Annotated in this window: 14 protein-coding genes; 6 read left to right on the forward strand and 8 right to left on the reverse strand. The window is 55.0% G+C overall.

The features are described from left to right. Positions 1-517: 517 nt before the first annotated feature. The 5 genes from BW956_RS09065 (at position 518) to BW956_RS09085 (ending at position 6,840) form a co-directional block, all read left to right on the forward strand. Positions 518-1,828 (forward strand): Nramp family divalent metal transporter, encoded by a 1,311-nt coding sequence (locus tag BW956_RS09065; protein WP_139327155.1) that lies wholly within the window; start codon positions 518-520, stop codon positions 1,826-1,828. Positions 1,829-2,086: 258 nt separating this feature from the next. Continuing rightward, on the forward strand, positions 2,087-2,815 hold the full coding sequence (locus tag BW956_RS09070) for a FadR/GntR family transcriptional regulator (protein ID WP_010323971.1): 729 nt from the start codon (positions 2,087-2,089) through the stop codon (positions 2,813-2,815). Between the two features lie 18 nt (positions 2,816-2,833). Further along, entirely contained in the window at positions 2,834-4,018 is a 1,185-nt protein-coding gene (locus BW956_RS09075) for an alpha-hydroxy acid oxidase (RefSeq protein WP_076462479.1), read from the forward strand. A 178-nt stretch (positions 4,019-4,196) separates the two neighbouring features. Then, positions 4,197-4,742, forward strand: coding sequence for a hydrolase (locus BW956_RS09080; RefSeq protein ID WP_076462480.1), 546 nt, complete (start codon positions 4,197-4,199; stop codon positions 4,740-4,742). A 148-nt stretch (positions 4,743-4,890) separates the two neighbouring features. Continuing rightward, complete coding sequence (locus BW956_RS09085) at positions 4,891-6,840, forward strand: acetoacetate--CoA ligase (RefSeq protein WP_076462481.1); 1,950 nt, start codon at positions 4,891-4,893, stop codon at positions 6,838-6,840. Positions 6,841-6,878: 38 nt separating this feature from the next. Here BW956_RS09085 and BW956_RS09090 read toward each other — a convergent pair whose 3' ends face one another. Both BW956_RS09090 and dsbD read right to left on the reverse strand, forming a co-directional pair. Beyond that, the gene (locus BW956_RS09090) at positions 6,879-7,196 is read right to left on the reverse strand and encodes a hypothetical protein (RefSeq protein ID WP_076462482.1); all 318 of its coding nucleotides are present in this window, start codon (positions 7,194-7,196) and stop codon (positions 6,879-6,881) included. Between the two features lie 17 nt (positions 7,197-7,213). Beyond that, on the reverse strand, positions 7,214-9,037 hold the full coding sequence (gene dsbD / locus BW956_RS09095; RefSeq protein WP_076462483.1) for a protein-disulfide reductase DsbD: 1,824 nt from the start codon (positions 9,035-9,037) through the stop codon (positions 7,214-7,216). Positions 9,038-9,277: 240 nt separating this feature from the next. Between dsbD and BW956_RS09100 the strand changes: the two genes are divergently transcribed. Then, entirely contained in the window at positions 9,278-10,345 is a 1,068-nt protein-coding gene (locus BW956_RS09100) for a 3-deoxy-7-phosphoheptulonate synthase (protein ID WP_010323965.1), read from the forward strand. A 23-nt stretch (positions 10,346-10,368) separates the two neighbouring features. Here BW956_RS09100 and BW956_RS09105 read toward each other — a convergent pair whose 3' ends face one another. The 6 genes from BW956_RS09105 to BW956_RS09130 form a co-directional block, all read right to left on the reverse strand. Then, positions 10,369-11,757 (reverse strand): diguanylate cyclase domain-containing protein, encoded by a 1,389-nt coding sequence (locus tag BW956_RS09105; RefSeq protein WP_083703000.1) that lies wholly within the window; start codon positions 11,755-11,757, stop codon positions 10,369-10,371. 146 nt (positions 11,758-11,903) lie between these two features. Next, a complete protein-coding gene (gene prpF / locus BW956_RS09110) occupies positions 11,904-13,082 on the reverse strand; it encodes a 2-methylaconitate cis-trans isomerase PrpF (protein ID WP_076462484.1) in 1,179 nt (392 codons plus the stop codon). Positions 13,083-13,318: 236 nt separating this feature from the next. Next, the gene (gene acnD / locus BW956_RS09115) at positions 13,319-15,934 is read right to left on the reverse strand and encodes a Fe/S-dependent 2-methylisocitrate dehydratase AcnD (protein ID WP_076462485.1); all 2,616 of its coding nucleotides are present in this window, start codon (positions 15,932-15,934) and stop codon (positions 13,319-13,321) included. A 115-nt stretch (positions 15,935-16,049) separates the two neighbouring features. Further along, the gene (gene prpC, locus BW956_RS09120) at positions 16,050-17,180 is read right to left on the reverse strand and encodes a bifunctional 2-methylcitrate synthase/citrate synthase (protein ID WP_076462486.1); all 1,131 of its coding nucleotides are present in this window, start codon (positions 17,178-17,180) and stop codon (positions 16,050-16,052) included. An 83-nt stretch (positions 17,181-17,263) separates the two neighbouring features. Further along, on the reverse strand, positions 17,264-18,157 hold the full coding sequence (prpB, locus tag BW956_RS09125) for a methylisocitrate lyase (RefSeq protein WP_076462487.1): 894 nt from the start codon (positions 18,155-18,157) through the stop codon (positions 17,264-17,266). Continuing rightward, positions 18,150-18,872 carry a GntR family transcriptional regulator gene (locus tag BW956_RS09130; RefSeq protein ID WP_010323959.1) on the reverse strand — a complete coding sequence of 241 codons (723 nt, stop codon included), beginning with the start codon at positions 18,870-18,872 and terminating at the stop codon, positions 18,150-18,152. The genes prpB and BW956_RS09130 overlap by 8 nt, the downstream gene beginning before the upstream one ends. Positions 18,873-18,944: the final 72 nt, after the last annotated feature.

Genomic DNA, 18,944 nt, shown 5'->3' on the forward strand with positions numbered 1-18,944 from the left:
GTGTATCTCTTTTTGGCGATTATGCTATTCTGAACGCATGCAGTCGAAATACGATTTCAATTGCACTCCCATCCGGCACGTCCCAGGACGAGCCCAGAGTAACACTTTGCCCTTATATGGCAGGCTCGTCAGAGCCTGCCTTTTTTATATCTGTTTACCAGCGCCTCTCAGGCAGCGAAGACAAACCCAGGTACTTCCTTCACGCCTGTTCCAGATCGCCTTGAACTCCTACATACCCGTTCATTGCAGCCCGACACTCCCCCCCCGCCCAAACCAAAAGTGGTTGGACCAGTTATTACCAAAAAGATATAAGGCAAAATGAAATTAAAGCCTTATAAATCAATTATTTAAAATCATACAAATTTCAAGCATCTCCGATCGCTTGCCGGACTCCTGGCGCTGAATTAGCTTAGCTGCCGCAATCGAGCCATGGCTGTACGTCCCCGTAACTCAGGGCCTCGCTGACAGCTTGAAACGGACTCAGATGCATATAAGAATCTATAAGAGACAGCTATGTATGAAACGGACTCCATCCTTGCCGCTCGCACCAGCGGCTAAACCCTCCTGGCTAAACAACCTCAGTGTTCTTGGACCTGGTCTGCTGTTTGCGGCCACCAGTGTAGGTACTTCTCACCTGGTGCAATCGACCCGAGCCGGGGCGCTCTACGGCCTTGCGCTCCTGCTGATTGTCATTGTCGCCAATGCCGTCAAATATCCCGCTTTTCGTTTTGCCAGTGACTACCTGCCTGCAACAGGCGTAACGCTGCTTGAAGCCTACCGCCGCCAGGGTCGCTGGGTATTGTGCGTGTATTTCTTTATTACGCTGAGTTCCCTGCTGTTCGCAGTATCAGCATTGGCCCTGATGTCTGCGGGGCTGATCAAGGTCGTATTCGCCCTTACACTCCCGACACATTGGATGGCGCTGGGCCTGATTGCTGTCACCTCGGCGATTCTCGTGATCGGCCACTACAACACCCTGGAGCGCGTTACCAAGGTATTGGTCGTGGTCATGATGGCGTGCACCCTCTTTGCCACTGCGACTGTGATACCGGAGATATCCTGGAGTGAAGGCGTGCAATGGCTGCCGACTGAGCTTGATGTTGTCGGCCTGATGTTTGTGGCCGCCCTTATCGGCTGGATGCCCGTTCCTCTGGATGCGTCCGTATGGCAATCACTCTGGGCCAAAGCCAAGGCAGAAAACAGCGAACATCCTCCGACCCTTGCCCAGAGTCGTTTTGACTTTAACCTCAGCTTTGGCGGCACACTGCTGTTGGCGGTGTGCTTCATGCTGCTGGGCGCAGGCTTGATGCATGACAAGGGTATAGAACTGCAATCCGGTTCAGCCGCATTTTCGGCTCAGCTCATCAGCCTTTATCAAGCCGTATTCGGCAGCAGTGCAGGACCCGTGATCGGTATTGCCGCCCTGGCAATCATCTATTCCAGCCTGTTGGCAATTATGGATGCCTTCCCGCGCGCGCTATCCTCACTGCACCGTCGCTGGCTGGATATCCCGGAAGACCAGGACGACCACAAGCTTACCGAGTCTGATCCTTTCTACATTGGCACTCTGGTGTTGATGGCTGCCGGCGCGGCGCTGACCTATCAGTTCTTTATGACATCACTGACAAGCCTGATCGATATGGCGGCCACCATTGCTTTCATCACCGCTCCTCTGATCGCCTACCTGAACCACCGGGCAATCCGATCAGACTTCGTGCCTGCGGACTGTCGTCCCGGCAAGCTGATGACACTGTATAGTCGCTTTTCCATTGCCGTCATGATCAGTTTTGCCTGCTCTTATCTCTATCTGAGATTCTGGGTGTCTTGATAGCAGCCTGACACAGTCCGGTGATCCCCGGGATCACCGGGATCACCGGGATCACCGGGATCACCGGACTATACGATCAAACCCCAAAATTGGCCCCACCAGTTTTCAGCATAATTCTTCTACACAAATTCAGATTTAAATTAAATTATTCAATTAGTTACAAGAGTAAATCAGGGCTTACCTGGTTTCTGGATTGCCACAAAGATACAACTATGGCTAGATTCGCTTCTCACCATTAACCTGGATACATTCGCCCCCATGACCGCCTCCCAGTCCCTGCCAGAGCTTGTTGCACGCCAGATAGAAGCCATGATCCTGGATGGCCGGCTCAAGGCAGGCGGCCGCCTCCCATCCGAGCGACACCTGGTGGAAAAGCTGCATGTATCACGCAACACCTTGCGAGAAGCGTTGAAGACCCTGCGCACTCGAGGCGTCATAGAATCGCGTCGCGGCAGTGGCCATTACGTCTGTAATTTTCGTGAAATGCAGCCACAGGTACAGCCGATGGATCCAGGCTCACCCCTGCAGCAGCTTCTGAAAAACCATCCGCAAACACTTGAATCCCTTCTGGAAGTGCGCCGGTTACTCGAAGGAGAAGCTGCGTACCTGGCGGCGCAGCGCGCGACCGAAGAGGACCTGCGTGAGCTCACGACTGTCTATCATGCACTGGTCGAGGAACAGCCGGAAAAAGACAGCGCCTCTGCCCATGCCGAGCGTGACATGCGCTTTCATCATGCAGTCTACGCAGCCGCCCACAACCCTATTCTGCTACTGGCGCTTAACAGTATTCGCGATCTGATGATGAGCTTTGTGTTCAATACATCTGATCAGCTCTATTTCAAGGCTTCAATCAAAAGCCAGCTACGAACCCAGCATCGCCGTATCTACCGTGCCATAGCCCAGCGCCAGCCGGCTGCTGCCCGCCGTGCCGCCAGAGCCCATATCGATGCCGTAGCCGAAAGCCTGAACACGCAAACTTCGCCGTAAAACAATAAGGAAATTGCCATGCCCAAACTGTCGCAGTGCCACAATATTGCCGACCTTCGCAAACGTGCCAAACGCAAGCTGCCAGCTCCCATGTTTCATTACATTGACGGCGGTGCTGACGATGAGTGGAGCATGCGGCGCAACACTGAGGCGTTCGATGATTACGAACTGATGCCCAACTATTTGCGCAATGTCGATAATATCGACCTGAAGACCCGGGTTTTGGGTACTGAGCTGGAGCTGCCCTTTTTCCTGTCGCCAACCGGCATGTCACGGCTCTTTCACCACGACAAGGAACTGGGTGCCTGCCGCGCAGCTGACAATTTCGGTACTCTCTACAGCCTGTCGACCATGGCCACCACCAGTCTGGAAGATGTCGCCGCTGCGACAGCCGGGCCCAAGATGTTCCAGATCTACATACTCAAGGATCGAGAGCTGACCCGTGAGTTCGTGCAACGCTGCAAAACCAGCGGATACCAGGCCCTTTGCCTGACGGTTGATACGCCGCTTGCCGGCAACCGAGAACGTGATTTGTATAACGGCATGACCATGCCACCAAAGATCACGCCGCGTAACTTTTTCAGCTATGGCACCAGTTTCGAGTGGCTGTACAACCTCACCCGCGATTCCGACTTCCGTCTTGCTAATGTGGTCCACCGTGTCGATGCACTGGACAAGGGAGCCATGGCACTGATTGATTATGTGAACAGCCAGTTCGACCGGACCGTTACCTGGGAAGATGCCGCCTGGCTCGCCGAACAGTGGGATGGCCCCTTTGTTATCAAGGGGATTCAATCGCCGGCAGATGCCCAGCGCGCTGTCGAGATCGGTGCTACTGCACTTATGGTGTCAAACCATGGCGGCCGCCAGCTGGAAAGCGCCCCGGCCCCCGTTGACTGTATAGCGCCCATCCGGGATGTCATTGGCAACCAACTGGAGTTGATCGTGGATGGTGGTATTCGTCGCGGCACCCATGTCATCAAGGCTTTGGCTCAGGGTGCCGATGCCTGCTCAATCGGCCGTCCGTACCTTTACGGGCTGGCATCAGGTGGCCAGCAAGGTGTTGAGCGCGCTCTAACCCTGTTAAAGACTGAAATCGAACGCTCACTTGCCTTAATGGGGGTTAACTCCGTAACCGATCTCGGCCCCGAACATTTCAAGTACCTGCCGCAACGTTACCAGGACTCCTCTATCCAGAACTGAGCTGATTAGAACCGCTCCGTAGCAAAGGCAGCCGTTCGCCGGTCACGCACCGGCAACGACTGCCCCTTCCTCAAACGTCCCTCTGGTTTTTATTGCAACGCTCAATTCATCAAGCCACCATTCACCCTGGCCCCGGTTCGGGCTAAGCTGCCCCCACGCACCTGATGAGGACATAATCATGTTGATCCACCCCGATAAATCCTGCCTGCTCGTCATTGATATTCAGGAAAAGATGGCACCCGTGATCCACCAGGCCGATGAAGTCATCGACAACTGCCGCTGGCTGATTGAAATTGCCAACCGCCTTGAAGTACCGGTCCTGGCGACCGAGCAATACCCTCAAGGACTGGGCTATACCCTGCCGCAACTGCGTCAGCTAATTGCCGAGGAAAACATCCTCGAAAAGATCCATTTTTCAGCCATGTCGGATGCCGAACCCAACCGTGTGATCAATAGCGGCAAACATAATCAGGTTATTCTGGTCGGCATGGAAACCCATGTATGTGTACTGCAAACCGCCATTGAGTTGAAACAGCAGGCACGCGAAGTCTATGTTGTCGAGGACTGCGTCTCTTCTCGCAAGCCTGCCGATCGTGCGGCCGCACTGGAACGTTTCCGTCACTGTGGCATCCATGTCGTAACCCGTGAAATGGTCGCATTTGAATGGTTACGCCGTGCTGGCACTGATACCTTCCGGGACATCAGCAAATCCTACCTGCGCTAGCAAATATCAGTATTTTCCCTAGGTCCTCTTGACTCCCCTCTCCATATCGATGAAAGTTTACGTAAACGTAAACTTTCATCGATAGACAAGCGTTTCGCTATCTAACGCCACTATTCTCACGAATAAGAACGACAGACAGGAGAGGTCGATGACGGCACCACTCTGGACACCCAGCCAGGCACGTTGCAATGAAACCCGAATCATGGATTTCATGCAGCAGCTCAACCAGCAGCATGGACTGGAACTGAACGATTACAAAAGCCTGTATGACTGGAGCCTGAGCAGCAATGAGACGTTCTGGGATGCACTCTGGCAGTATGCCGGCGTCATCGCCAGCCACAAAGGCGACCGCGTTCTGGAACATCCGGATCGCATGCCCGGTGCGCGCTGGTACCCTGAAGCTCGCCTGAACTTTGCTGAAAACCTGCTGCGCTACGGTGACGACAAACCCGCTGTCATCTTTCGTGGTGAAGACGATACCCGCGTCGAACTGAGCCATGCCGAGCTGCACCAGCGGGTTGCCCAGCTCGCCAGCGCCTTGCGCCGCCAGGGCGTTGTTGCCGGCGACCGTGTTTCCGGCTTCATGCCCAATATTGCGGAAACACTTATCGGCATGCTTGCCACCGCTTCAATTGGCGCAGTCTGGAGTTCCTGCTCACCCGACTTCGGCATTAATGGTGTGCTGGACCGTTTTGGCCAGGTTGAACCTAAAGTGCTGCTCACAACCGATGGTTACCGCTATAACGGTAAGGCTTTGAACAGCCTGGAGCGTGTTGAAGGCATTGTTAAGCAGATCCCCTCCATCGAAAAAGTCGTGGTGGTACCCTTCATCAGCGCACAACCGGATATCAGCGCAATTGATCGCGCTGTCTTGCTGAATGACTATGTCGATACCGACGCCACCGAGATCGAATTCGAACAGCTGCCGTTTGATCACCCGCTCTACATCATGTATTCCTCCGGCACTACCGGCGTGCCCAAGTGCATCGTTCACAGTGCCGGCGGCACTCTTCTGCAGCACCTGAAAGAACATATCCTGCACACGGATGTGGGTCGCGATGACCGCCTGTTCTACTACACCACCTGCGGCTGGATGATGTGGAACTGGCTGGTCAGCGGCCTGGCCACTGGCTGCACCCTGGTACTGTTTGACGGTTCCCCCTTTGCGCCAGAACCCGAATACCTGTGGGATATTGCCGAGCAGGAAAAGATCAGCATTTTCGGTACCAGTGCCAAATACATTGCCGCACTGGAGAAAGCCGGTGTCAAACCCCGTGAAAGCCATGATCTGTCTGCACTCAAAGCGGTGCTGTCGACCGGCTCGCCGCTGGCTCATGAGAGCTTTGACTATGTTTACCGTGACATCAAGGCGGATCTGCAGCTGTCTTCGATCTCCGGCGGTACCGATATCATCTCCTGCTTTGCCCTTGGCTGCCCGATCCGCCCGGTCTATGCAGGCGAACTCCAGTGCCGCGGCCTGGGTATGGCGGTTGAAATTTACAACGATGCAGGTGAACCCGTTATCGGCGAGAAAGGCGAACTGGTGTGCACCCACCCCTTCCCCTCCATGCCGATTGGCTTCTGGAATGACCCGGATGGGCAAAAATACCACGATGCCTATTTCGATCAGTTCGATAATATCTGGGCCCATGGTGACTATGGCGAAATCACGGCTCAGGATGGCCTCATTATCCATGGCCGCTCCGATGCCGTACTGAACCCCGGTGGTGTACGCATTGGCACCGCCGAGATATACCGCCAGGTCGAGAAGGTTGAAGAAGTACTGGAAAGCCTCTGTATCGGGCAGCCCTGGAATAACGACGTGCGCGTTGTACTGTTCGTCCGCCTGCGCGAGGGGGTCGAACTGGACGAGGCACTGATTGATCGTATTCGCAGCACGATCAGAGCCAACACCACACCACGGCACGTGCCCGCCAAGGTGATTCAGGTAACGGATATTCCCCGCACCATCAGTGGCAAAATCGTCGAACTGGCCGTGCGTAAGGTCGTGCTGGGTGAAGATGTGAAGAACAAGGACGCGCTGGCAAACCCTGAAGCGCTGGAACTGTTCCGAAATCTTCCTGAGCTGCAAAGCTGAAGCGCAGAAACACAAGAGCCCCAAAACGGGGCTCTTGTTCACTCAAAACGGTAGTATTCCTGGTTTAACCAGGCAGCAACATCTGCCACCTCATCCGGAAACCAGCCTACATCAAGGTTGGTATTACAGCCTTCCACGTAGGCTTCCAATGCGGCAATACTGCTGACCTTACGGTCATTACGCTGGTAAAAGGATGCCTGATGACAGGTTTCACAGTTGGCATCGGTATAGTGCTGGCCTTTGATCGTGCGCTCAATTGCCACATCCTGATACAGCTGCTGACCCATTTCCGGGTCTGCGGCCAATGCCGAGGTTGCTGTCAGCGCCAGCACACCGGCCCATCTGCTTATTTTCATACACCTGCCCCAGAGCGTTACTGTTGAACGTAACCCACCTGAGCAATGAAGTCGTCCGGATCAATCACCCCGATCAAGGTTAACTCAGGCCTGATTTCACCATCTGCGTCATAAAAAATCAGTGCGGGCGGTCCAATTATGGAAAAGCGTTTGTACAGCGCTTTCGCTTCAGCATCGTTGGACGTTACGTCCAGCTTAATCAGTTTGAATGGTGCAAGCGACTGCTGTACCCCTGCATCACTGAAGGTAACATAGTCCAATTCAATGCAACTGATGCACCAGTCGGCATAAAAATCGAGCATGACCGGCTGATTATTGGCTTTTGCCTGTGCCAGCAGGCGGTCCAGATCGGCTTGAGTGCTGACCATCTCGAAAGGCAATTTCTGGCTTTCAACACTTTGCGCCTGTACACCCATCACACCCTGCAACGGATAGAGAAGGCTCTTGCCGCCAGAGAGAACACCGACCAGCAATGCGCCTCCATAGAGCAACATGATGACACCAACACCTTTCCAGAAACGGTGCCAACCACTGGTCTCATGCTGCAGGCGATCCAGCGCCTTGAGATATACCGCACTGATGATGAGGATCAACGCCAGCAAGAGCATGGTGATTTCGGTCGCCAGAATACGGTCGAGCATCCACACGGCCATTAGCAACAGTACTACGCCAAATCCGGCCTTTACGCCTTCCATCCAGGCGCCGGCACGAGGCAGTAGCTTGCCTGCCGATGCACCCACCAGCAGCAGCGGAACCCCCATACCCATGGACAAGGAAAACAGCGCAGCCCCGCCCAACACCGGATCGCCACTTTGACCGATGTAGATCAGCGCCCCCGCCAGAGGTGCCGCCATACACGGCCCGACAATCAAGGCGGACAACACACCCATGATGGCAACACCGGCCAGGGTGCCGCCTTTCTGATTATGACTCAGCTTGCTCAAACGAGTCTGCAGTCCGCTGGGCAGTTGCAGGTCATAAAATCCGAACATGGCGAACGCCAGCAGCACAAACAAGCCACTGAAAGTACCGATAACCCAGGGGTTCTGCAGCGCCGCCTGAAGGTTGGCGCCAAACAGCCCGGCCAAGACACCGGCCACCGTGTAAGTCAGAGCCATTGCCAACACATAGACAAGCGAAAGCAGGAAGCCATGCAGGGTACTGGCTTTATGCCCCTGCCCTGCAATCAGGCTGGACAGGATAGGAATCATCGGCAGCACACAGGGCGTTAGCGACAGAGCCAGACCCGCCAGGAAGAATGCCCCCAGCATCAGTGTCCAGCTATCACTGGCCAGCAGACTGGCAAAGCGGTCCTGTTCGCTTGCCGGCAGCACAGGATTGCTTGCCTCAGTCGGAGCATTGGCTTGAGTATCTCCAGCCTGTTCAGGCCAGCTCAAACCTGCCGCAAGTGGCAGATCATCCACATCTACGGTTTTGGTGACAGGCGGGTAACAGACACCCCCTTCCCAGCAGCCCTGATAGGTTACCTGCAGCTGTGCTTGCTCACTGGCATCCTCTGCACGCCCGAGCAGCAAATCAACCTGCGCCTCGTTATGGTAAACCTCTACCCGACCGAAAAGCGGGTCGTCCTTCATGTCACCGGAAATATCACGGCGCTCTACCAGCTCAACACCATCCGGCGGAGTCACCTCTATGCGCTCACGGTAAAGGTAATAATCCGGCTGAACTTCCCATACCAGGCGGGTAATACCCTCCGCTGGCACCTCAACACGCAGGCGAAAAGCGTCTTCAACGTCCAAGGGACCATCATTGCTCGCACCCGAGCCAAACAGGCTTGCCGCAGCAGGCCCTGAAAACAGGCTTAGCAATATTAGAGGCATTAAAAACAGGCGTATAAACAAGCTGGTTTTCCTTATCCTGACACTAACACTCACTCTGTGACCCGACAGCTGGCAAATCGTTCTGCCTGCCTTGAATAAGTTTACCACCTCCATTGCCCTGAAACCGCCCGGTACTAACACCAACAGGCACTTATAACCAAAGCATTGATGTGGTAAAACAGAATTAATCGGCTCACAAGAAGCCGGTCTCAGCTACCAAGCCGCTGTCAGGACAATACGATGACCGATACACGTGTAGAAGATCTTAATATCGAATCCAATGTTCGCCTGGTTACCCCGGAAGAACTCAAGGCCAAAATGCCCATCACGGAAGCAGCCGCCGCAACCGTTATGGAAGGCCGCCAGGTAATCAAGGACATTCTGGACCGCAAGGACAAGCGTCTGTTTGTTGTTGTCGGCCCCTGCTCCATCCATGACCCGGAAGCCGCTCTGGCATATGGCCGCAAGCTCAAGGCCCTGGCGGACGAGGTTAAGGACAGTCTGTATCTGGTTATGCGTGTCTATTTTGAAAAGCCCCGTACAACCGTGGGCTGGAAAGGCCTGATTAATGATCCGCATCTGAACGACTCCTTCGACATCGAAGAAGGCCTGCATATTTCCCGTAAGCTGCTGATTGACCTGTCAGAGATGGGTCTGCCGCTGGCCACTGAGGCACTGGACCCGATTTCTCCCCAGTACATGCAGGATCTGATCAGCTGGTCTGCTATCGGCGCACGTACCACTGAATCCCAGACGCACCGTGAAATGTCCTCCGGCCTGTCTTGTGCGGTCGGCTTCAAGAACGGTACCGATGGCGGTCTGGACGTTGCTGTGAATGCGATGAAGTCCGTTAGCCACCCGCACAACTTCCTGGGTATCAACGGTAATGGCGAAGTTTCCATGGTCCGCACCCGTGGTAACGCTTACGGCCATGTTGTACTTCGTGGCGGTAACGGCAAGCCCAACTATGATTCTGTCAGCGTTAAACTGTGCGAACAGGCACTGGAAAAAGCCGGACAGCAGAGCAACATCATGGTTGACTGCAGCCACGCCAACTCCAACAAGGACCCTGCCCTGCAGCCGCTGGTTGCAGAGAACGTTTCCAACCAGATTCTGGAAGGCAACAAATCCATTGTCGGCCTGATGATCGAAAGCAACCTGGAATGGGGCAATCAATCCATTCCTGATGATCTGTCACAGCTGAAATACGGTGTATCGGTTACCGATGCCTGCATCGATTGGGATGCAACCGAAACCTGCCTGCGTGATATGGCTGACCGCCTGAAATCACCGCTGGCCAGCCGCTAAAACCGGCTGCGGAGTCCTGAGCTTCAGGACTCCGCAATCACCTCTTCTTTTTCACCTGCAGCTTCCAGCGCCTTTTTCTCTCGTTTTCGCTCATACATGCGGGCGTCTGCAAGATTCATCAATTCATCAGCGGTCTGCACTTCAGTCGGGAAAATGGCATAGCCCACACTGGCAGAAATAGTGATTTCGATATCATCAATCTTGAATGGCTCCGCCATCAAAGCCTCGAACTTGCCAGCCAGCTTGCCTGCACCCTCTCCACCCATAGAAGGCAACAGAAGAATAAATTCATCTCCCCCGTTGCGCGCCAACGAGTCTGACTGACGCACCTGCATCCGTAGCCTTTTAGCTGCTTGCCTCAGCAGCTCATCACCCACATGGTGACCGTGCGTATCGTTCACTTCCTTGAAGTGGTTCAAGTCGATGAACAGTAATGCAAAGCCCTGACCGGTGCGGGGATGCAGGGCAGCCAGCTGCTCCATTTTATGCATCAGAGAGCGGCGATTATCACAGCCCGTCAGCGAGTCAGTGAGCGACTGTGTCAGCGCAAAGCGATAAAGCTGATACATGATGATCAAGGCAAGGCACAGAAACAAAGGCAACGCCCAGGACAGGACTCTGAGCCAAACCAGTGATATACGGGTATCGGTTGCCTGCGATGCCGCTATCACCCAGGACCCATCGGGGAAATAGATCTCAAGCTTGGCAAGTGCGTCAGAAAAAGTATCTTCACGACCAAAGAAGAGCTCGCCCTGCCCCCCTGCTCCATCCTTGCCACGAATGGCAATGGCAAACTCACCGATCTGCTCGGAAAGCCCAACACTTTCCAGCAAACCGTCGTAATCAATAACAACCGAAGACAACCCCCAATATCGAGAGTCTGCGCCATCAAGAGTGAAGATGGGTGTGCGTCCGATAAGACCACGTCCACCCTGCACCAGATTGACAGGCCCGGCCAACGTCATCTCCCCGGTTTTCATCGCTCTTTCAACAGCAGGCCATTGAGAAGAAACCTTGCGATAATCCAGACCCAACGCTTTTTCGTTACCGGACAACGGGAAAACGAACCGAATCACGTTATCAGGCGCCAGGCCTATGTTGCGAACCAGGGGAGCTTCCTTGACGATCTCTTTGGAGATGTCATACCAGCGCTGCATATCCTCTTGAGGATTGACCGCGATATAAGTACTGAGCGTGGATGATAGATACAGGACTGAATTGATACGGCTTTCCAGCTCGGCCCGTTTCTGCGACAGCATACCTACGGCTTCAACCTGCTGTATCTGTGTGACACGCTGCTCTGCTTGTCGGACAACATAGCCGCCGAGTAACAACAGGCAAAGTGTGAGTGCTGCGATCAGCGAGTAAGCGATAGCCGGGGACGGGCCAGTGCGGATTAGCTTACGGACCATTGGGTATAATCACTCAATCGGTACAATTCCTGTATCAGTTTACGCTATCAGGTCCTTTGCTGTCCGTAAAAATAAACACTTATGACATAAAGTAGCAGGCCCGGCATGTGCCGGGCCTGCTCCAGTCACGCTACAAAGCGGTCTGATTAGAAGGTATCACCCGGTACTCGCACGGTACCTTCCATCAGGACACGAGCACTGCGACTCATAACGGCTTTTTTAGCCGTCCATTCACCCTGAAGTTCTTCGGCAGCTGCACCGACTTTCAAGGTGCCAGAAGGATGGCCAAAGGTCACCGCATCACGCGGGCCGCCCCCCGCCGCCAAATTAACCAGAGTCCCCGGCACAGCCGCCGCCGTCGCAATCGCAACCGAGGCTGTTCCCATCATGGCATGGTGCAGCTTACCCATGGACAAGGCACGTACACAGACATCGATGTCATTTACACTGATCTGCTTGCCGCTGGAGGCTTCATAGTCAGTCGCCGGCGCTACAAAGGCAATTTTAGGCGTGTGCTGACGCGCAACAGCCTCTTCAATGTCCTTGATCAGGCCCATCTTGACGGCACCGTAGGCACGCATGGTTTCGAAACGTGCCAGAGCTTCTGCGTTGCCGTTGATGTCTTTCTGCAGTTCGGTCCCGGTATAACCGATATCGGCCGCATTAACGAAAATAGTCGGGATACCGGCGTTGATCATGGTCGCCTTGAAAGTACCTACTCCTGGTACTTCCAGATCATCGACCAGATTACCGGTAGGGAACATGGAGCCCTCACCATCGGCCGGGTCCATGAACTCGATCACCACTTCGGCGGCCGGGAAAGTAACACCATCCAGTTCGAAATCACCGGTTTCCTGCACCTCACCATTGGTGATCGGCACATGAGCGATAATCGTTTTCTGGATATTCTTCTGCCAGATGCGAACGGTGCAGATACCGTTCTCAGGGATACGATCCGCATCAACCAGGCCACCACTGATGGCGAACGCTCCCACAGCGGCAGTCAGGTTGCCACAGTTGCCTGACCAGTCCACGAACGCCTTGTTGATCGCTACCTGACCAAACAGGTAGTCAACATCGTGATCGGGCTGAGTACTTTTATCGAGAATGACGGTCTTGGAGGTAGACGATGTAGCACCGCCCATACCGTCGATCTGCTGACCATAGGGATCGGGGCTGCCGATCACACGCATCAGCAGTTTGTCACGGGCTTCACCGGGCTCCTGACAGGCTTCCGGCAGGTCCTCACGACGGAAGAAAACGCCTTTACTGGTACCGCCACGGATATAGGTGGCCGGTACTTTGATCTGGGGAACACTGGACATGTAAATGCTCCAAAAATAAGTCGGTTACCGGATACAGAAGAGCCAAAAGGAACTTAAAGACGGGACGGGGTGTGGCTGCAGCGGACCGTCTGTTGCCATGGACGGCAACAACGAGCCCCATGGACGGGTTTACGGCGTGTCCGATGCAGTTACATCCCGGCACGGTAGCTGCACCTGCTCCGGGAAATACCCGAGCCAGCAGTGCCGGCCCGGGGTATATCAGTGGAATTGCGGAATCAGGCAGCGCCTTCAGCCTGCAGGAACTCCTTGGCGAAACGCTGCAGAACACCACCGTACTTGTAGGTTTCCACCTCCGCAGCAGTATCCAGACGGCAGATTACCGGCACTTCAACGGATTCACCGTTGGCACGGTTCACTACCAGCGTCAGCTCAGCACCTGGTGCGATCTCACCTTTCACATCGTAGGTCTCGGTACCGTCGATGTTATAAGTGTGGCGAGTCTCGCCTTCCTTGAACTGCATCGGCAGTACGCCCATGCCGACCAGGTTGGTGCGGTGGATACGCTCGAAGCCTTCAGCCACAATCGCTTCCACACCGGCAAGACGAACACCCTTGGCGGCCCAGTCACGTGACGAGCCCTGACCGTAGTCAGCACCGGCAACAATGATCAGGTTCTGCTTACGATTCATGTAGGCTTCGATCACTTCCCACATGCGCATCTGCTGACCTTCCGGCTCCAGGCGCGCCAGGGAGCCCTGAATCACCTCACCGTTGTCATCACGACACATTTCGTTCAACAGTTTCGGGTTGGCGAAGGTTGCACGCTGAGCTGTCAGGTGGTCACCACGGTGAGTCGCGTAGGAGTTGAAGTCCTCCTCCGGCAGGCCCATCTTGGCCAGGTATTCACCGGCTGCAGAGCTGGCCAGAATAGCGTTGGACGGTGACAGGTGGTCGGTCGTGATGTTGTCACCCAGTACCGCCAGCGGACGCATGCCCGTCAGGGTACGTTCACCGGCCAGCGCACCTTCCCAGTACGGCGGACGACGGATGTAAGTGGACATTTCACGCCAGTCGTACAGCGGGCTTTCCGCTTCTTCAACCTGACCCAGGTCGAACATCGGGATGTAGACCTGCTTGAACTGTTCCGGCTTAACGCTTTCCTTGACGATCGCATCGATCTCTTCGTCCGACGGCCACAGATCCTTCAGGGTAACGGGGTTACCGTTCTGATCGGTGCCCAGCACATCCTTCTCGATGTCGAAACGCACGGTACCAGCGATGGCGTAAGCGACAACCAGCGGCGGAGACGCCAGGAACGCCTGTTTGGCGTACGGGTGGATACGGCCATCGAAGTTACGGTTACCGGACAGTACGGCAGTTGCGTACAGGTCGCGATCGATGATTTCCTGCTGGATCTTCGGATCCAGAGCGCCAGACATGCCGTTACAGGTGGTGCAGGCATAAGCGACGATACCGAAGCCCAGCTTTTCAAGCTCCGGCAACAGGCCCGCTTCTTCCAGATACAGACGCGCAACCTTGGAGCCCGGTGCAAATGATGATTTCACCCAGGGCTTACGGATCAGACCCAGCTCGTTAGCCTTCTTGGCTACCAGGCCGGCTGCGACCACGTTGCGCGGGTTGGACGTATTGGTACAAGACGTAATCGCGGCGATGATGACGGCGCCATCAGGCAGCAGGCCTTCTTCCTCTTCCTTGCGCGCGGCAGCCAGCATGTCTTCATCGGCAATACCGCGATCATGCAGTGCAGACGTCGGCAGACGACGGTGCGGGTTGGACGGACCTGCCAGGTTACGCTCAACAGAGGACAGATCGAAAGTCAGTACACGTTCGTATTCTGCCGTTTTCAGGTCATCAGCCCAAAGGCCGGTTTCCTTGGCGTACTGTTCAACCAGAGCAACCTGCTCAGGTTCACGGCCAGTCAGCTTCAGGTAGTCGATGGTCTGGCCATCGATGTAGAACATCGCCGCAGTGGCACCGTATTCCGGTGTCATGTTGGAGATAGTGGCACGGTCACCAATGGTCAGGCTGTCGGCACCTTCGCCGAAGAATTCCAGATAAGCACCGACCACACGCTCCTTACGCAGGAACTCGGTGATCGCCAGTACAATGTCGGTTGCAGTGATGCCCGGTTTGCGCTCACCAGTCAGCTCAACACCCACGATATCCGGCAGACGCATCATGGAAGGATGGCCCAGCATAACGGTTTCCGCTTCCAGGCCACCTACACCGATAGCGATAACACCCAGCGCATCTACGTGCGGTGTATGGGAATCGGTACCGACACAGGTATCCGGGAAAGCTACACCATCACGCGCCTGGATCACCGGAGACATTTTCTCCAGGTTGATCTGGTGCATGATGCCGTTACCCGCCGGGATTACATCGACATTTTTGAACGCAGTCTTGGTCCAGTCGATGAAGTGGAAACGGTCTTCGTTACGACGGTCTTCAATGGCACGGTTTTTATCGAACGCATCCGGGTCAAAGCCCGGCGCTTCAACGGCCAGAGAGTGGTCAACAATCAGCTGAGTCGGTACGACCGGGTTTACTTTTGCCGGGTCACCGCCCTTTTCAGCAATCGCATCACGCAGACCCGCCAGGTCCACCAGAGCCGTCTGACCCAGGATGTCATGGCAAACTACACGTGCCGGATACCAGGGGAAATCCAGGTCGCGCTTGCGCTCGATCAGCTGCTTCAGCGAATCGGTCAGGGCTTCCGGGGCACAGCGGCGTACCAGCTGCTCAGCCAGTACACGTGAAGTGTACGGCAGTTTGGCGTAGGCACCGGGCTCGATTGCTTCAACTGCCGCGCGGGTGTCGAAGTAATCCAGGTCGGTACCGTTCAAAGATTTACGAAATTCAGTATTCATGGCGTCGGGAGTCCATCGAGTAGGTGTTCATTGACGCGGGCCTGGGAGCGCAGTGCGCTTAGCCTTTATCCCGAGGAGCGATGGGTGCGGCCTCTTCGACCGCACCCCGCAGCGATCAGGCGCGATCTTCGATCGCAACCCATTCGGCCGATTCCGGACCAGAGTAGTCAGCGGACGGACGGATAATACGGTTGTTGGCACGCTGCTCCATCACGTGAGCAGTCCAGCCGGCTACGCGCGAACATACGAAGATCGGCGTGAACAACTCGGTCGGAATACCCATGAAGTGGTAAGCAGAGGCATGGAAGAAGTCAGCGTTACAGAACAGTTTCTTCTCGCGCCACATCACCGCTTCAACACGCTCGGAAACCGGATACAGAACGGTGTCACCCACCTGCTCTGCCAGTTTCTCCGACCACTCCTTGATGATCGCGTTACGCGGATCGGAGTCACGGTAGATCGCGTGGCCGAAGCCCATGATCTTGTCTTTGCGCGCCAGCATGCCCATGATCGCTTCTTCAGCTTCATCAGCCGATTTCCACTGTTCAATCATGGCCATGGCAGCTTCGTTGGCACCACCGTGCAGCGGGCCACGCAGGGAACCGATTGCACCGGTCACACAGCTGTGAATATCAGACAGAGTGGAAGCACAGACACGTGCAGTGAAGGTTGAGGCGTTAAATTCATGCTCGGCGTACAGAATCAGCGACGCATGCATTACTTTAACGTGCAGCGGATCCGGCTTCTTGTCATGCAGAGTCCACAGGAAGTGCTCACCGATAGAGTCAGCGTCGGTCTCGGTGTTGATACGTTTGCCGTTATGGGCAAAGTTGTACCAGTAGTTGATGATCGACGGGAACACGGCCAGCATACGGTCGATATGATCGTGCTGCTCGGAGAAATCCTGTTCTGTTTCCAGGTTACCCAGCATGGAGCAACCGGTACGCATAACGTCCATCGGATGCGCATCTTTCGGGATCTGTTCCAGCACCACTTTCAGGGCTTCAGGCAGACCACGCATCCCTTTGAGCTTGGCTTTGTACGCATCCAGTTCTGCCTGGTTCGGCAGCTTGCCGTACAGCAGCAGGTAAGCAACTTCTTCAAACTGCGCCTTGTCAGCCAGTTCCTTGATGTCGTAACCACGGTAGGTCAGACCGGCACCTGTTTTACCTACAGTACAAAGTGCGGTTTCGCCTGCTGACTGTCCTCGCAGACCTGCGCCACCGAGTTTCTTTGCTTCTGCCATCTGTCACTCCTTAATCTGTTGCCGGGAGGCCAGGCCTCCCTGTACCAGTTTTCTCGATCCGCTATGCGGATGATGACTTATATTTATTTGTTTTTGCCTTCCTGAAAGAGGGCGTCCAGCTTCTGCTCGAAGTCGTGGTAGTTAAGGAAATCGTAGAGTTCCATGCGTGTCTGCATGCTGTCGACAACGGCCTTCTGGTCGCCGTCATTGAGCAGATGCTCATATACATTCAAGGCTGCCTTGTTGGCCGCACGGAAGGCGGACAGCGGGTACAGCACCATGGTTGCACCGGCCTCGGACAGCTCAGAGGTGTTGAACAGCGGCGTGGCACCAAACTCGGTGATATTGGCCAGCAGGTGAGCACCGTTGATGCCGTTAGAGAAAGCACGGTAATCGTCCAGAGTGTGCACGGCTTCGGCGAAGATACCGTCAGCGCCAGCTTCCAGACATGCCTGGGCGCGCTCGACGGCTGCGTTCAGACCTTCCATCTGGAAGGCATCGGTACGCGCCATGACGAAGAAGTCACCATCGGTTTTGGCATCAACGGCAGCCTTTACACGGTCAACCATCTCTTCCAGAGAGACGATTTCCTTATTCGGGCGGTGACCACAACGCTTCTGGGCAACCTGGTCTTCAATATGAACGGCAGCTGCACCGCCCTTTTCCATTTCCTTGATGGTGCGGGCAATGTTAAAAGCACCACCCCAACCGGTATCGATATCAACCATCAGCGGGGTATCAACAGCGCTGGTGATACGGCGTACATCTTCGACCACGTCATTCATGGAGGTCATGCCCAGATCCGGCAGACCGTAAGATGCATTGGCAACGCCACCGCCTGACAGGTAAATCGCCTTGTGGCCAACACGGGTTGCCATCATTGCGTTGTAGGCATTGACCGTACCTACGATCTGCAGTGGATTGCTGTCAGCCAGTGCTTTGCGGAAACGTCCGCCTGCAGTCAGTTTTTCAGCCATGTTTATCCCCTTCCGGTTTGTTATCGGTATCCAGCTTGGCTTCTATATTGCGACGTGCCGCACTGATATGTCGGCGCATCAGCATTTCGGCCAACTCCTCATCGCGCGCCTCGATCGCATCGATGATTTGTCGGTGTTCCTTGAGTGCCCGCTTGGGGCGGGAGCTGGAAACACTGAATTGATAGCGGTACATGCGTACCAGGTGGTAAAGATCGTCGCCCAGCAGCTCCAGCAATTTGGAGTTTTTGCTGCCCTGAACAATGCGGTAGTGAAAATCCAGGTCGCCCTCTTTCTGGAAGTAGGAGCGGCCCTCACGCTGTTCTACAGATGCTTCATGCTCATCCAACAGGCGCTTGAGGCTTTCGATCTCTTCATCCGTCATGTTCTGAGCAGCCTGTCGGCAAGCCATGCCTTCCAGGGCTTCACGGACGCGGTAGATCTCAATCAACTCATGGGCGGACAGTTGAACGACTCGTGCTCCCACATGCGCCTTGCGCTCTACCAGGCGCCAGCCCTCAAGGCGGCGAATGGCCTCACGCAAGGGGCCACGACTGATGCCATAGGTGCGTGCCAGTTCAGGCTCGCTGATCTTGTGACCCGGCGGGATTTCACCCTTTACGATGGCGGTCACGATCTGCTGACATACACGGTCTGCAAGGGTTCGAGTTTCGGGTTCAAGCGGCACTACTTTGCGCTGCCCTGTCTGCTCTTTCACGTCCTGTTCGATCCTCACCAAGATTGTCGACAATGTTCAATGAAGCAACGATACCGCTGCTAAACTTGAGCG

The organism is Marinobacterium stanieri (assembly GCF_900155945.1).
GTDB classification, from domain to species: Bacteria; Pseudomonadota; Gammaproteobacteria; order Pseudomonadales; family Balneatricaceae; genus Marinobacterium; species Marinobacterium stanieri.